This window comes from Saccharopolyspora sp. NPDC045941, assembly GCF_056431445.1.
Map to the genome: position 1 here is coordinate 1 of NZ_JBWKKU010000084.1, position 13,609 is coordinate 13,609.

General features: G+C 70.8%; 14 protein-coding genes. 3 read left to right on the forward strand and 11 right to left on the reverse strand.

Translation table 11 applies throughout. The annotated features are described in order from the left end of the window. Positions 1 to 144 precede the first annotated feature (144 nt). The 4 genes from AC07FN_RS40540 to AC07FN_RS40555 all read right to left on the reverse strand — a co-directional run bounded on the left by AC07FN_RS40540 (position 145) and on the right by AC07FN_RS40555 (position 2,810). The gene (locus tag AC07FN_RS40540) at positions 145 to 999 is read right to left on the reverse strand and encodes a helix-turn-helix domain-containing protein (RefSeq protein WP_478400442.1); all 855 of its coding nucleotides are present in this window, start codon (positions 997 to 999) and stop codon (positions 145 to 147) included. Between the two features lie 339 nt (positions 1,000 to 1,338). Continuing rightward, positions 1,339 to 1,959 (reverse strand): dihydrofolate reductase family protein, encoded by a 621-nt coding sequence (locus AC07FN_RS40545; RefSeq protein ID WP_478400443.1) that lies wholly within the window; start codon positions 1,957 to 1,959, stop codon positions 1,339 to 1,341. After that, positions 1,959 to 2,465, reverse strand: a complete 507-nt coding sequence (locus AC07FN_RS40550; RefSeq protein ID WP_478400444.1) for an SRPBCC family protein — start codon at positions 2,463 to 2,465, stop codon at positions 1,959 to 1,961. Before AC07FN_RS40550 ends, AC07FN_RS40545 begins: the two co-directional genes overlap by 1 nt. Positions 2,466 to 2,468: 3 nt before the next feature. Next, positions 2,469 to 2,810, reverse strand: a complete 342-nt coding sequence (locus AC07FN_RS40555) for an ArsR/SmtB family transcription factor (protein WP_478400445.1) — start codon at positions 2,808 to 2,810, stop codon at positions 2,469 to 2,471. A 239-nt stretch (positions 2,811 to 3,049) separates the two neighbouring features. Between AC07FN_RS40555 and AC07FN_RS40560 the strand changes: the two genes are divergently transcribed. Continuing rightward, positions 3,050 to 4,030, forward strand: coding sequence for an alpha/beta fold hydrolase (locus AC07FN_RS40560; RefSeq protein ID WP_478400446.1), 981 nt, complete (start codon positions 3,050 to 3,052; stop codon positions 4,028 to 4,030). Between the two features lie 3 nt (positions 4,031 to 4,033). Here AC07FN_RS40560 and AC07FN_RS40565 read toward each other — a convergent pair whose 3' ends face one another. From AC07FN_RS40565 to AC07FN_RS40590, 6 genes are all read right to left on the reverse strand, one after another. Beyond that, positions 4,034 to 4,975 (reverse strand): LysR family transcriptional regulator, encoded by a 942-nt coding sequence (locus AC07FN_RS40565; protein WP_478400447.1) that lies wholly within the window; start codon positions 4,973 to 4,975, stop codon positions 4,034 to 4,036. A gap of 37 nt (positions 4,976 to 5,012) precedes the next feature. Then, positions 5,013 to 6,437, reverse strand: coding sequence for an Nramp family divalent metal transporter (locus AC07FN_RS40570; protein WP_478400448.1), 1,425 nt, complete (start codon positions 6,435 to 6,437; stop codon positions 5,013 to 5,015). 90 nt (positions 6,438 to 6,527) lie between these two features. Then, positions 6,528 to 7,025, reverse strand: coding sequence for a 2,4'-dihydroxyacetophenone dioxygenase family protein (locus AC07FN_RS40575; RefSeq protein ID WP_478400449.1), 498 nt, complete (start codon positions 7,023 to 7,025; stop codon positions 6,528 to 6,530). A gap of 81 nt (positions 7,026 to 7,106) precedes the next feature. Beyond that, a complete protein-coding gene (locus AC07FN_RS40580) occupies positions 7,107 to 7,829 on the reverse strand; it encodes an SDR family NAD(P)-dependent oxidoreductase (RefSeq protein ID WP_478400450.1) in 723 nt (240 codons plus the stop codon). A 6-nt stretch (positions 7,830 to 7,835) separates the two neighbouring features. Continuing rightward, on the reverse strand, positions 7,836 to 9,074 hold the full coding sequence (locus AC07FN_RS40585) for an MFS transporter (RefSeq protein ID WP_478400451.1): 1,239 nt from the start codon (positions 9,072 to 9,074) through the stop codon (positions 7,836 to 7,838). 201 nt (positions 9,075 to 9,275) lie between these two features. After that, the gene (locus AC07FN_RS40590) at positions 9,276 to 10,067 is read right to left on the reverse strand and encodes a hypothetical protein (protein WP_478400452.1); all 792 of its coding nucleotides are present in this window, start codon (positions 10,065 to 10,067) and stop codon (positions 9,276 to 9,278) included. Between the two features lie 62 nt (positions 10,068 to 10,129). Between AC07FN_RS40590 and AC07FN_RS40595 the strand changes: the two genes are divergently transcribed. Both AC07FN_RS40595 and AC07FN_RS40600 read left to right on the forward strand, forming a co-directional pair. Beyond that, positions 10,130 to 10,312 (forward strand): PspC domain-containing protein, encoded by a 183-nt coding sequence (locus AC07FN_RS40595; protein ID WP_478400453.1) that lies wholly within the window; start codon positions 10,130 to 10,132, stop codon positions 10,310 to 10,312. Between the two features lie 236 nt (positions 10,313 to 10,548). Continuing rightward, a complete protein-coding gene (locus AC07FN_RS40600) occupies positions 10,549 to 11,526 on the forward strand; it encodes an MsnO8 family LLM class oxidoreductase (protein WP_478400471.1) in 978 nt (325 codons plus the stop codon). Between the two features lie 46 nt (positions 11,527 to 11,572). Here AC07FN_RS40600 and AC07FN_RS40605 read toward each other — a convergent pair whose 3' ends face one another. Continuing rightward, complete coding sequence (locus AC07FN_RS40605) at positions 11,573 to 13,564, reverse strand: APC family permease (RefSeq protein ID WP_478400454.1); 1,992 nt, start codon at positions 13,562 to 13,564, stop codon at positions 11,573 to 11,575. Positions 13,565 to 13,609: the final 45 nt, after the last annotated feature.

Below are 13,609 nucleotides of genomic sequence, written 5' to 3' on the forward strand. Positions count from 1 at the left end.
ACGGTGGACTCGACGGCCAAACCCCCTATGAGAGACTTCGCCAGAAGACCCAAACCGAAGCCTCCGGGTGAAGCCGATCTTCGTCAGCCGCACATGTTCACGAGGTCCTGAGCGAGGACAGGTCGCTCCAGCGGCCATTACCGCTCACGACCGGCGTCGGCGGGTCAGGCCGTGGGCAGGCCAGGCCGTGTCGTCGGCGGCCAGCCACGGCTCGTTCGCAGCGGCGGTGGGGGTCGTCCCGGTGAACGCGCGGACGTCGTGGTGGAGGTGGGACTGGTCGGCATAGCCGCCGTCCGCCGCCACCTGCGCCGGGGCATGCCCGCTGACCAGGCGGTGGATGGCGTGGTCGAAGCGGACCAGCATGCCGGCGCGTTTGGGGGTCAGGCCGATCTGCGAGCCGAAGCGCGACCACAGGCGCTGCCGGCTCCAGCCGGTCCGGGCCGCGAGGTCGCGCACCCGGGCGCGGCCGTGACCGGCGACGATCTGACGCCATGCCCAGGCCACCTCGGGCTCGACCACCCGGCCCGCGTGGAGCCGGCCGGACAGCTCCGCGTCGATCAGCGCGAAGCGCTCCCGCCAGGTCCGCGCCTGGTGCAGCCGCTCCCGCAGGCGCGGTGTGTCGCGGCCCCACAGGTCATCGAGCGCGACAACGCTCCCGCGCAACTCCGCGAGCGGGAGCCCGAGCACGGAGTAAGCGGCCAGCGGGGAAAGGCGGATCTGGATGCACGCGACGCCCTCGGCCCGCACCTGGAACGCGCGGAAGGCCAGCCCGGCGGCCAGGCTCTCCAACCGCAGTCGGCCGGTCGCGCCGTGGATGTCGAACGGGCGGTCGCCGAACTCGACGGCCACGGTGACGGCCGGGTGGGGGATGGCACGCAGTTCGGCGGGACCGCGAATGCGGAATCCCGCCATGTCGACCCCGGGCAGCGCGGTTGCCCGCGACGGTCGCGCGATCTCCCAGTCAGCGGTGGAATCTGCCGTCCGGCGAACTGATCGCACGCGTCAACTGTACGAGCGGCTCAGGCATGAGGAACATCAACTATTACAGCGGTTGCGCGAGGCGCTGGGTGCGGTCGAGACGGACCTATGCCAGGTCACCCGGATCTTGGGCGAGTTGGGTAGCAACGAGCTGTCCGACGGAGTACGCCGAGAGTGGCAGGACCGACGACATGCGAGCGTTCCTGGCGATGCCGCCCGCATGATTCGCGCTGCCGCCGCGCTCAACCCGTGCCCCGCCGAGGTGGTTTACGTCGGCATGATCCCGACTGCCGTAGACCGGTGGGCGCACTGATGGGCACCACGCCCTGGTCCCTCGACGCTGACGAACTCGCCGTGCGCCTACCGCCCCCGTACGGCGTAGGTCAGGTGCGTCACCCTCGGGGAGGGCTCCGCGCGGACCGGTTCTAGGGCCACGCGGCCCGCGTCCACGCCCTCGAACAGACGGATTCCGGAGCCGAACAGCACGGGTGAGAGCGCGATCGAGAACTCGTCGATCAGGCCGGCGTTCACGTACTCCAGGATCGTCGCGCCGCCGCCCGCGATGCGGACGTCGCGGTCGCCGGCGGCCTCGCGGGCCTGGTCGAGCGCAGACTCGATGCCGTCGTTGACGAAGTGGAAGGTGGTCCCGCCCGGCCGCTCCCAGGGGTCGCGCTTCTCGTGCGTCACGACGAAGACCGGCGTGTGGAACGGCGCCTCCTCCGGCCACGCCTGCTCACCGGCGTCGAACATGCGCTTGCCCATGACGCTCGCGCCGGTGCGCTCGAACGTCTCCCGCACGATGCCGTTGTCGCGCCCTTCCTCGCCGCCCTCGCCGAGCTTCAGGTTCTCCCGGAAGAACCGCTGCGGGAAGATCCACTGCTGCAGTTCCATCCACTGCTGCCCCATCAAGTCCTCAAGGGACTCAGGCGCGATGAACCCATCCAGCGACATCGACACGCTGAAGAACACCTTCCCGGCCATCAACGCTCCGCTCCCTTTCGAACGATCTCGGTGACGTAGGCAGCCAGGTTGCTCAGGGTCTGCCGGCCGCCCTCGATCGCGTGGTACTTCCCGACCGCCTCGTCGCGCAGTTCCTTGGTGGGGAACACCGTGCGCATCTCGATCCGGGTCCCCGCACCGTCGGGCTCGAACGTCAGGAGCGACTCGAAGGCGTTCGGGTCGCAGCGGGACTCACCGTGGAGCATCGCGATCCGCTCCGGCGGGGCGATCTCGGTCCAGGAGATCCACTCGGTGTAGTCCGTCCCGTCCGGTCCGTGCATCACGAAGTCCCACTCCCCGCCGACCCGGAACTCGAACGACTGCGTGGTGGTGGTGAACCCCTCCGGTCCCCACCACCGCGACAGGTGCCGGACCTCGGTGAACGCCTCGAACACCAGCTCTCGTGGGGCATCGATGACCCGGGAGATGACGATCTCGCGGTCGGCCGACGTCGACTGCGCCGGCGCTCCTCGTCCCGTCGCGCTCATCAGCTACTCCTCCTGCCTTGCCTGCTTCAGGTCCTGCACGTATGCGTCCAGCCGGTCGAAGCTCTCGTTCCAGAACCGCTCGAATCCGCCGGTCCACTCGTGGACCGGCCGCAGCCCGCGGGCGTCAAGGCCGTAGAAGCGCTGCTTGCCTACCTGGCGGTCCCGCACCAGCCCGACCTCCCGGAGTACCCGCAGGTGTTTGGACGCCCGCGGCTGGCTCATCCCCAGCTCCTGGGCCAGGTCGGTCACCGGCCGCTCACCCGCCTGCAGCAGCGCCAGGATGTCCCGGCGCTGCGGCTCGGCGATCGCGTTGAAGACGTCCGACGTCGTCGCTGCGCGTGCCATGGCCGCCATAATATGCCCATATCGGCATGCGTCAAGTTCGCGCTATCGGAGGGCAAACGGGCACTGGATGCGGGTGACCTGGCTGAGGCGGCCGCGCGGTACTCACCACTCCGGAGCTGGCGGAGGTGCTCGATTCCTCAAGCCCCGGCTTGGCGGCGGGACCACGGTGATGACATTTCTCCAATACCCGTCGTGCCGGACGCCGGAAGGGTGGCCCCGGAACAACGAACGGAGGGGCCATGGACGAGACGACCATCCCGCACCACAGCCGCGCGGACGCGACGCCAGGCGGCCGGCGGTCGTGGAGCCGACGGCGGCGGATCACGTTGCTGGCCGCCGGCGGGCTGGCCGTCCTGCTGGCGTGGAACACGGTGTCAGTGCGCACGGAGACAGCAGAAGCCTCCGGCGAGCAGATCGTGCGCGTTCCCGGCGGGGACATCCGCGTCATGCAGGAAGGGCCGCCCGGCGCGCCCGCGGTGGTGCTCCTGCACGGTCTGGCCGGATCGGCGGCGTGGTGGGAGCCGGTGCTGCCGGCATTGCGGGACCTGCACGTGGTGCGGGTGGACCTGCTCGGGCACGGTGGATCGGCCAAGCCGACCGATGGCTACGGCATCGCGGAGCAAGCGGGCCGGGTGGGGGCGGTGCTCGATCGGCTCGGGGTGCGCCGTGCGACCGTCGTCGGGCATTCCACCGGCGGCGCCGTCGCCACCTCGCTGGCCGAGCAGCGCCGCGACCTGGTGGCGGCGGTCGCGCTGGTCGACACCGGTCCGCGGGCGGACGCGTTCCTCGGCGACAGCTTCGTCGCCGACCTGATGACCACGCCGGTGGTGGGGGAACTGATCTGGCGGCTGCGCACCGACGGCGCGCTCCGCGGCGCGATGAGCACCGCGTTCACCCGCGAGGTGCGGATCCCCGAGCAGCTCGTCGCCGACGTCCGGGGCATGACCTACCGCGGCCTCACCGCGACCGACGAGGCGGTCGACGCGTTCCTGGCGGAACGGCCCGTCCCCGACCGGCTCGCCGGCCTCGGCCTGCCGACCCTGGTGATCTTCGGCGCCCAGGACCGGCGGTGGCAGCCGTCGTCCGCACAGGACTACCGCCGAATCCCCCACGCCCGGATCGAGATCCTCGACGGTGTCGGCCACACACCCATGTTCGAGGACCCGGACACCACCGGGGCCCTCCTGCACGGTTTCGCCGCCGAGACCGGATCGCGCTGACCGTCAGGTGCCGAGGTGGGTGAAGTCCGGGAGCGGGGCCTCCGCCACCAGGGCCCGGATCGCTTCGCGGGCTTCCGTCGGGGTTGCGTCCTTCCGCCACCACAGGGCCACCTCCCTCCCCTGCGGCACGTCGCTGATCGGGATCAGGCTGACTCCCGAGGTGTTCGCCATGACCATCGCCAGCGCGTTCGTCACGCCCACCGCGATCCCCCGCCGCACCAGGGCGATCAGGGTCTGGGGCTGGTTCGTGCGGAAGACGACGTCCGGCACCAGGCCCGCCTGCTCGAACGCCAGGCTCGACTCGAAGTGGCCGTTCTCGCGGTCGGTGTTCTCGCCGATCGTGATCAGCGGCCTCGCCGCCAGGTCCGCCAGCCGCAGCGGCCCGGCGGGCCGGTCCTCGCCGGCGGCCACCACCGCCACCAGCGGCTCCCGCCACAGCGGCTGGAAGGTCAGCGCGTCGCCGGACGCCACCGGCAGCACCGGCCGGACCGCCAGGTCGATGTCGCCGGCGATCAGCGCGGCCTCCAGCTCCAGCGTCGCGCCCTCCCACGGCTCCAGCTCGATGCCCGGGAACTGCGCCGCGCTGCGCTCGAAGAGGAACGGGAACAGATGCGCCGCAGCGCTGGGATAGGCGCCGAGCCGGACGCGGCCGCGCACCCGGTGGGCGGCGCGCCCGGCCTCCTCGCTGGCGGCCCGAAGGTGCTGCAGGATGCCCCGCGCGTGCGGGAGCAGCGCGCGGCCCTCGGCGGTCAGCGCCACGGGGTGGTGCGAGCGGTCGAAGAGCTGCACGCCCAACGACCGCTCCAGCTCCGAGACGTGCGTGCTGATCCGGGACTGCGACCGGAACAACGCCTGCGCCGCGGCGGAGAACCCGCCGTGCTCCACCACGGACACGAAGCTGACGAACCAGTCGAGGCGGTAGCGGTAGGCTTCGCCGGGCTTCACCGCCACCACCTCGCGTCCCGTCGTGCGTTCATGCCGCTCAGCCGAACAACTTGTCCAGCTGCTGGTTCACGGTCAGCACCGCGAGCACGCCGAACAGCAGGATGGACCAGATCAGCGCGGCCAGCCGGTAGCCGCGGACGCGGATCGCGGCGGGCAGCATCTTGCGGTTGATGGCGATCAGCAGTCCTGAGTAGACGAACATCATGACCCCGCCGACGCAGGCCGCGATGGTGGCGAGCAGCAGCGGCTGGCCCAGGCCCGCCGCCACGACCAGTGCGCCGATCAGCACCAGGCCCCACACCAGCCAGGCGTAGATCTTGCTCTCGGAGGCGTTCGGGAAGTACGTCGTCTTCAGCACGTCGGCGGCCAGCCTGCTGGTGTAGTCGACGATGCCCAGCGCCGCCGCGAACAGCGAGAAGGCACCCACGATCCAGAAGAAGTAGCCGAACCAGCCGCCGGCCGTGGCCATCATCTGCTCGCCCTCGGCGCGCAGGAACGACACGTCGTTGGACACGTCGCCGCCGAAGACGGTGGCGTAGGCCAGCAACGACATGAACATGATGGACAGGAAGGTGATGGCGACGAAGGTGAGCAGCTGCTCCTTGTTGGCGAACCGCCACCACACCCGCCAGCGGGCCAGGTTCTCCTCGGTGGCCGGGAAGATGAACCCGGCCTGGCCGCGCGCCTCCGTCTCGCCGGTCAGCGGCGAGACGATCTTCGGGACGTAGCGGCCCATCCCGAACCCCTTGTCCCGGATCCAGTTGCTCTGCACCAGGTTCTGGCCGCCGCCCGCGCCCGCGAAGGCGAGGGCGCCCATCAGCACGGCGAAACCCAGTTCCGCCGCGGGGAATCGCGGCTGCGTGACCACGCTGGGCAGCGCCGCCCAGGTGTTGGCGCCGAGGACGAACAGCGAGCCGATCACGATGAGCAGCAGGATCGCCGCGACCTTGAGCATCTGCGCGCGTTCCAGTGCGGTGTAGACCGCCGGCGCCAGGGTCAGGATCAGCGCCACGATCACGAGTATCACCACGGAGATCACCGCGACGTTGCCGCCGACGACGTAGCTGACCAGGGTCGCCGAGCTGGTCGCCCACGCCGGCCAGAGGTTCGCGAAGTAGGCCATGATCGCGAACACCAGGCCCCAGTGCTTCCACAACCGGCTGAAACCGGTGACCGCGGTCTCCCCGGTGGCCAGGGTGTAGCGCTCGATCTCCATGTTCAGGAAGTACTGCGTCACCAGGCCCAGCACGGCCGCCCAGACGAACGTCAGGCCGACCTGCGAGGTGATGTACGGGAAGAGGATGAACTCGCCGCTGGCCAGGCCGACCCCGGCGGCGACGATGCCCGGTCCGATGAGGCGCCACTGCTTGCCGGGAGGTTCGGGGAGATCGCGGACCTGGGGGCGCGGGATGTGCTTGTCGGGAAAGGCTCCGGCTGGATCGGGGATGCTCGCGTCGGCCATCTGGACACCTTCGTTCGTGGCTCGCCGGTTCAGCACAGCTGCCGATCACCGAGGCGCCGGGCCGCCGCCACCGGTCGGCCCGGCGGCGGGTCAACGCACGAACTGGTCGACGAAATCGCCGCCGAGTCCGACCTTCTCGTAGTGCTCGCGGCACATTTCGATCTTGGTGAACACGTCTTCGTAGCCCACCTGGTGACCGGCCTCGTCAAGGTAGATCATCGCACCGGTGATGTTGAAGAACGTGACCATTTCGTCGCAATCGGCGGGGACCGCGAGGGTGTGGATCTCGCCGGGCGGTTCGTACACGTAGTGCCCGGTCTCGGCCGTCCACGGGTGTTCGTGGTAGTGCCACTTGCCCTTGATCACGTAGCCGCGCACCGCGCCGGGGTGGCGGTGCCGGGACACGATGCCGGACTTGGTCACCCACAACAGGTTGCACCACTGGCCGACGACGGTGTTGAACATCAGCGGCCGGAACCAGACGTCCGGCGCCTGCGGCACCCACACCCGGTCGTCCTCGGGCACCGCCGCGATCGCGACCTCGGGCGGGATCGCCGGCGACGGCAGCACCTGGAAGTCGGATGACATTTCGTTCACTCCTAACTGGTTTCGGGTTCTTGTTCAAGCGACGCAGCCGAGCGCCAGGCAAGACGAGTTCGACGAGAGCTTTCAGACGGCCAGGTAGCCGCCGTCGACCGGGAGGACCGTCCCGGTGATGAATTCCGCCTCCGCGGAGGCGAGGAAGAGCACCGCGCGCGCCACGTCCTGCGGGGTTCCCCAGCGGCCCAGCGGGGTCCGGGCGAGGATGCGCGCATCGGCTTCGGGATCGGATTGCAGTTCTCCAGTCAGCGCGGTGCGGATCCAGCCCGGCGCCACCGCGTTGACCCGGATGCGGTCGGCCGCGTAGCCTGCCGCCAGCGATTTGGTCAGCTGCACCACGCCGCCCTTGCTGGCCGAGTAGCCGGGCACCTGCGCGCCGCCGAAGAAGCTGAGCATCGAAGCGGTGTTGACGATGCAGCCGCCGGAACGGGCGAGCAGCGCGCGGGCCGCCGCGCAGGCCCGCATGGTGCCGGTGAGGTTGACGTCGACGACCCGCGCGAACGCCTCCGGCTCCAATTCCGCGCCACGGCGGATGATTCCCGCGCAGTTCACCAGCACGTCCAGCCGGACCAGACCGTCCACAATGGTCCTGATGCCGCCCGGGCTGGTCACGTCGGAGTCGAACGCGTCGATGGTCGTGTCCAGTTCCGGCGATGGCTCGCCCACTCCGGTGACGCGGACCTCGGCGTCGTGGCGGGCGAAGGCGTTGGCGACCGCCGCGCCGATGCCGCTGGTGCCGCCGACGACGAGCACCGACTTCCCGGCGAATGCATCGGCTCGCAGGGTGGACAACGGCGATCAGTCCCTTCCGGATTGCGTTGCCATGGCGGACTCCGGGATCCCGACGGGCTTGCGGACCAGGAACGCGTAGCTGAGCGCGGCGGCGATCGCGATGCCGCTGGCGGCCAGCAGGGCGAGCACGAACGAACCGGTCTCGTCCACGATGATGCCGGTGATCAGCGGCGCGAACGCCCCGCCGAAGTAGCCGCCGAAGTTCTGCAGGCTGCCCAGCGACGCGGTGATGCGCTCGCTGCCCACCGTGGTCGCCAGCGACCAGGCCCCTGCGCTCGCGGAGTTCATGAAGAACTGGGACGCGGAGATGGACACCAGCGCCAGCGCGGTGCTCGGGGTGAGCGCGACGGGGATGGTGCACAGGCCGCCGATCAGCAACCCGCCGCAGATCGGCACCTTCCGCGCGAGCATGGTGGGAACCCCGCGCCGCACCAGGAGATCACCGACGCCGCCGCCGGCGAGCATGCCGAGCGTGCCGGCGAGGTAGGGCACGATCAGCGCGATCCCGGTGTCGGCCACGCTCAGGCCGCGCTCGCTCTCCAGGTAGGCGGGCAGCCAGGTCAGGTACAGGTAGATCGAGTAGATCACCCCGGAGAAGCCGAGGATCATGCCCCACGTGGTGCGATGCCGCAGCAGCCCGAGCCACTCCCGCACCGACACCGGCTCCGCAGCAGGTTGCGGCTCGTCGGAGAGCTGCTTGCGGTCCCGGTAGACGACGAACCACACCAGCGCGAGCACGACGCCGGCCAGCCCGGCGACGACGAACATGGCGCGCCAGCCGTAGCTGAGCATCAGCCAGGTCAGCAGCGGCGGGGCGAGCGCCGGGGCGAGCGTGGAGGCCGTGTTGAACAGCCCGATCGGCGTGCCCCGCGATTCGCGCGGGAACCAGTCGGAAACCACCTTGGCACCGCCCGGGAAGGCGGGCGCCTCGCCCAGCCCGAGGAACAACCGGCCGAACAGCATCTGCTTGAAGTTGGCGGCGATCCCGCAGAATGCCTGGGCGATCGACCACAGCAGCAGCCCGCCGCCGAGCACCTTGCGCGGCCCGAACCGGTCGAGCAGGCCGCCTGCGGGCAGCTGGGCGAACGCGTAAGCCCACGAGAAGACCGAGAGCAGCAAGCCCATTTCGGTGGGGCCGATGCCGAACTCGTCCTGGACGCTGTGGTTGGCGATGGCGAGCGTGCTGCGGTCGACGTAGTTGACGATGCCGATGAGCAGCAGCATGACGAGCAGTACGAAGCGCATCCGGCGGATGCTCCGCGGTGGACTCATTCCGGTTCCCCCGAGACTCGACGACTTCGTCGGAGTTGGAGCCAACGTGCGCGAAAGACCGGAGCCGTTCCGGGATCGTCCGTCGGCTCCTGGGGCTAGACCCTAAGCAGGCGTCCCATCCGGGAGAAGCGCACTTTTCAAATACCCGCCATCCGCTACGCGGATATCGCGGGCTCAGCGCTCCCGCGCCTCGGCGCGGCGCAGCCGCTCCGCTGCCGCGTCGCGGTCGTGCTGCGCTCGCTCGCGGCGCTGGCGCGCCGTCTTCGCGCTGCGGCGGTGCTCGCGGAGCTCGCTTTCCGCCTGCTGCAGCGCCTCGCGCAGCTCCTCGCAGCGCTGCTCGGCTTCGCGCTCCGCGCTCTCGGCGCGCTCCTCCGTGCCGGTGGCTTCGCCCAGTTGCTCGTCGGTGTACCGCAACTGCTCGCGGAGCTCGCGAAGTTCCCGTTGCGGTTTGGGGCGCGCGGCGGTGCGGCGGATGGCGGCGACGGCGAGTTCGTCGAGGCCGAATCCGCTGTATTCCAGAGCTTTGGCGAGGGTTCCGCCTCGGACCGCGCGGCCTGCTTCGGGATCGGACAGCGCCGCGGTGAGGGTCTGCTCGACCTGTTGCCGGGTCGGCTCGGTGAGCCGGTGGCCGTGCTGTTCGGCGAGTTCCGCGGCCCTGCCGGTGGTCTCGCGCAGGAGGCGGGTGCGGTCGGCTGCGAGGGCTCGCAGGTCGTCGCCGCGCAGTTCGCGCTGCGCCGCCCGCAGCTTCTCGCCCAGTTCCAGGAGCTCGGTGACGCTGCGGGGGTCCCGGCTGGCGAGCAGGTTCACCGCCCAGGCCGCGGCGGTGGGCTTGCGCAGCTTCTTGAGCTGCGCGGCGAGATCCCGGTCGCCGCGTTCGGCGGCCGCTGCCGCGTGGCGGTCGCGGGCCGGGATGAACTCGGCCGGATCCGCCGCGTACAGCTCGCGGGCGAGTTCCTCCAACTCCACGGGATCAACGTGCCACGTCGGCGCGGCGTGCGCGATGCGGCCGGACGCCGCAGGCTGGGCGCATGACGGCTCTGGAACGTCCTCGCGACGGGGCGCTGATCGCCGGGGTGTGCGCCGGGATCGCGAACCGCTTCGGCTGGCGCGTCGGCCTGGTGCGGCTGGTGTTCGTGCTCTCCTGCGTCCTGCCCGGCCCGCAGTTCCTGATCTACCTGGTCCTGTGGCTGCTGATGCCCCGGGCGCCGTGACGGTCTCCGCTGGTCAGGACCGTGAGCATCTTGGGGTGCTAGAGAGCCTGTTTCCAAACTCGCCCTGCGTGCCGGTGCGGGTAGCGGCCTCCTGCGGAAACGCCGCTCCGTAAGCCGTGGGCGTGTCGCGGAACTCCAGGCCGACGAGGTTTCGCATCGTGGAATCGCGGCGTGGGCTCCGCCTCATCCGGAGCCGGAATCATGCGGCTCGCCGGGCGGTTTGCACGGGTGTGACTTTGCGCCTTTCCGTGCTGGACCGCTCGCACACCATGCAGGGGCGGAGTCCGCAGCACGCCCTGCAGGAGACGGTTCGCTTCGCCCAGCAGGCCGAGGCCCTCGGTTACCACCGGTTCTGGGTGGCCGAGCACCACAGCGTGCCCGGCGTCGCCGGCGCCGCGCCGACCGTGCTCGCCGCCGCCATCGCCGCCGCGACCACCCGCATCCGGGTCGGCACCGGCGGCGTCATGCTGCCCAACCACCAGCCGCTGGTGGTGGCCGAGCAGTTCGGCGTGCTCGGCTCGCTGTTCCCGGACCGCGTCGACGTCGGGTTGGGGCGCTCGGTGGGCTTCACCAGCGGCATCCGGCGCGCGCTGGGGCGCGACAAGGACGCGGCCGACCGGTTCGGCGAGCAGCTCGTCGAGCTGCTGGGCTACCTGTCCGGGCAGCCGGGCAGGTTCCCCGGGGTGCACGCGGTCGCGGCCGAGGAGCTGTCGATGCCGGTGTTCCTGCTGGCCACCGGGGCGGGGGCCGACACCGCCGCCGAGTTCGGGCTGCCGCTGGTGATCGCCGCGGTCCACGGCGACGACCGGATGACCGACACCATCGACGCCTACCGCGAGCGCTTCCGCCCGTCGGCCTGGGCGGCGCGGCCGTACGTGGTCCTCGCCCGGTCCGTCGCGGTCGCCGACACCGCGGAGCAGGCCCGGCGGCTGCTCGTGCCCGAGGCGTGGGCGACCGCCGAATCCCGCATCCGCGGCGAGTTCCCGCCGCTGGAACCGCCGGAGCAGGTGCTGGCGCGCGAGATGTCCGAGCGCGAGCGCACCCAGTTCGAGCGCGCGCTGCGGGGCCACGTCTTCGGCACCGCGGACGAGGTCGCGGTCGAGCTGAAGGAGCTGACCGCCCGCACAGGAGCCGACGAGCTCCTGGTGACCACCACGGCCTACGACCCCGCCGACCGCCTCGACTCCTACCGCCGCCTCGCCGCCCTCATCTGAGCCGCCGCGCCGGACGGGGCGATTTCGCGCGAAAAGGCACCTTGGCTCAGGTGGGTGGGGTGATGCCGCGGCGGGTGTGGCCGGGGACGTGGTGGATGCGGTCGACGTCCCGGCGGTGGCTGGAGTCGAGCTGCCACGGCACGCTGACCACCATCACTCCCGGCTCGAACCGCAGCCGCCAGCTCAGCCGCAGCGAGCTCTGGTTGTGCAGCAGGTTCTCCCACCAGCGGCCGACGACGTACTCCGGGATGTACACGCACACCAGGTCGCGCGGGCCCGCCCGGCGGATCCGCTTGATGTGATCGATGACCGGCCGGGTGATCTCGCGGTAGGGCGACTCCACCACCTTCAGCGGCACGCCGATGCCGTGCCGATCCCACTCGCTGCGCAGCAGCTGCGTGTCCGCTTCGTCGACGTTGACGGTGAGCGCGGTCAGCGTGTCCGGCCGGTTGGCGCGGGCGAACGCCAGCGCCCGCAGCGTCGGCTTGTGCACTGTGGACACCAGCACCACCGCGTGCACCCTGCTGGGCAAGGTCATGCCGTCGACCTCCGGTTCGAGTTCCCGCCGCACGTCGCGGTAGTGCCGGTGGATCGCCCGCATCAGGAGGTACAGCAGCGGGATCGCGATCACCACGAGATAGGCGCCGTGGGTGAACTTCGTGACGAGCACGACGACCAGCACCGTCGCGGTCAGCACCGCGCCGACCGCGTTGACCAGGCGGGACCGGTGGTATCGCGCCCGGTGCGCGGCGTCGCCGGTGGCGAGCAGGTGGTTCCAGTGCTTCACCATGCCCACCTGGCTCAGCGTGAACGACGTGAACACCCCGATGATGTAGAGCTGGATCAGCCCGCTCACGGAGCCCTCGAACGCCGCGATGAGCGCGATGGCGACCAACCCGAGCACCACGATGCCGTTCGAGTGCGCCAGCCGGTCGCCGCGGGTGTGCAGCTGGCGCGGCAGGTACCGGCGCTGCGCGAGCAGCGAACCGAGCATCGGGAAGCCGTTGAAGGCGGTGTTCGCGGCGAGCAGCAGGATCAGCGTCGCGCCGGCCTGCACGACGAAGAACAGCGCGCTGTTCACCCCGAACACGGCGCCCGCGATCTGCGCGATGACGGTGCGCTGCCCCGTGCTGTTGCAGTCCGCGGGGAAGCCGATGAGGTCGCACGGGTGGTTGGCGACCCGCACGCCGGAGATCATCGCCAGCGCGGTCACGCCGCTGAACATGCCGATCGCCAAGGTGCCCATGATGATCATGGTGCGGCCGGCGTTGACGTCCTTCGGCGGCCGGAACGCGGGCACCCCGTTGGAGATCGCCTCCACGCCGGTCAGCGCCGTGCATCCCGAGGAGAAGGCCCGCAGCAGCAGGAAGATCAGCGCCAGTCCGGTGACGTCGACCTGCTCCGGCCGGATGCCCCAACCGGCGCTCTCCGCGACCGGCGGGTGCCCCGCCGCGGCCTGCCCGAGACCGACTGCGACGGTCAGGCCGATCGCCGCGACGAACAGGTAGGTGGGCATGGCGAACGCCCGGCCGGACTCGCGGATTCCGCGCAGGTTCACCGCCATCAGCAGCACCACGGCGACGACGGCGATCCACACCCGCTGCGGGTACAGCGCGGGCACCGCCGACACCAGGTTGTCCACCCCGGCTGCGACCGACACCGCCACGGTCATCACGTAGTCGACCACCAGCGCGGCGGCCACCACCAGGCTCGGATCGCGGCCGAGGTTGCGGGCCACGACCTCGTAGGACCCGCCGCCGCTGGGATAGGCATGCACGACCTGCCAGTACGAGGCGACGACGACGGCGAGCAGCACCACGACGGCCAGCGCCACCCACGGCGTCAGGTGCAGCAGCGCCAAGCCGCCGAGCGACAGGATCAGCAAGATCTCCTGCGTCGCATAGGTGACAGACGAGAGCGGGTCGCTGGCGAAGATCGGCAGCGCGAGCCGTTTCGGCAGCAGCGTCTCCCGCAGCCGGTCGCTGCGCACCGGACGCCCCAGCACCAGCCGCTTCAGCACCTGCAACGCCGAAGCCACCCCACCAGGCTAGGCGCGCCCACGGCCGACCGCGCTCCGCGCGAC

Coding starts and splice junctions, on each gene's coding strand:
- AC07FN_RS40545 (WP_478400443.1), bottom strand. CDS start 1,959: ATGGCCGGGAAGGTGTTCTTCAGCGTGTCGATGTCGCTGGATGGGTTC.
- AC07FN_RS40550 (WP_478400444.1), bottom strand. CDS start 2,465: ATGAGCGCGACGGGACGAGGAGCGCCGGCGCAGTCGACGTCGGCCGAC.
- AC07FN_RS40555 (WP_478400445.1), bottom strand. CDS start 2,810: ATGGCACGCGCAGCGACGACGTCGGACGTCTTCAACGCGATCGCCGAG.
- AC07FN_RS40560 (WP_478400446.1), top strand. CDS start 3,050: ATGGACGAGACGACCATCCCGCACCACAGCCGCGCGGACGCGACGCCA.
- AC07FN_RS40570 (WP_478400448.1), bottom strand. CDS start 6,437: ATGGCCGACGCGAGCATCCCCGATCCAGCCGGAGCCTTTCCCGACAAG.
- AC07FN_RS40575 (WP_478400449.1), bottom strand. CDS start 7,025: ATGTCATCCGACTTCCAGGTGCTGCCGTCGCCGGCGATCCCGCCCGAG.
- AC07FN_RS40585 (WP_478400451.1), bottom strand. CDS start 9,074: ATGCGCTTCGTACTGCTCGTCATGCTGCTGCTCATCGGCATCGTCAAC.
- AC07FN_RS40595 (WP_478400453.1), top strand. CDS start 10,130: ATGACGGCTCTGGAACGTCCTCGCGACGGGGCGCTGATCGCCGGGGTG.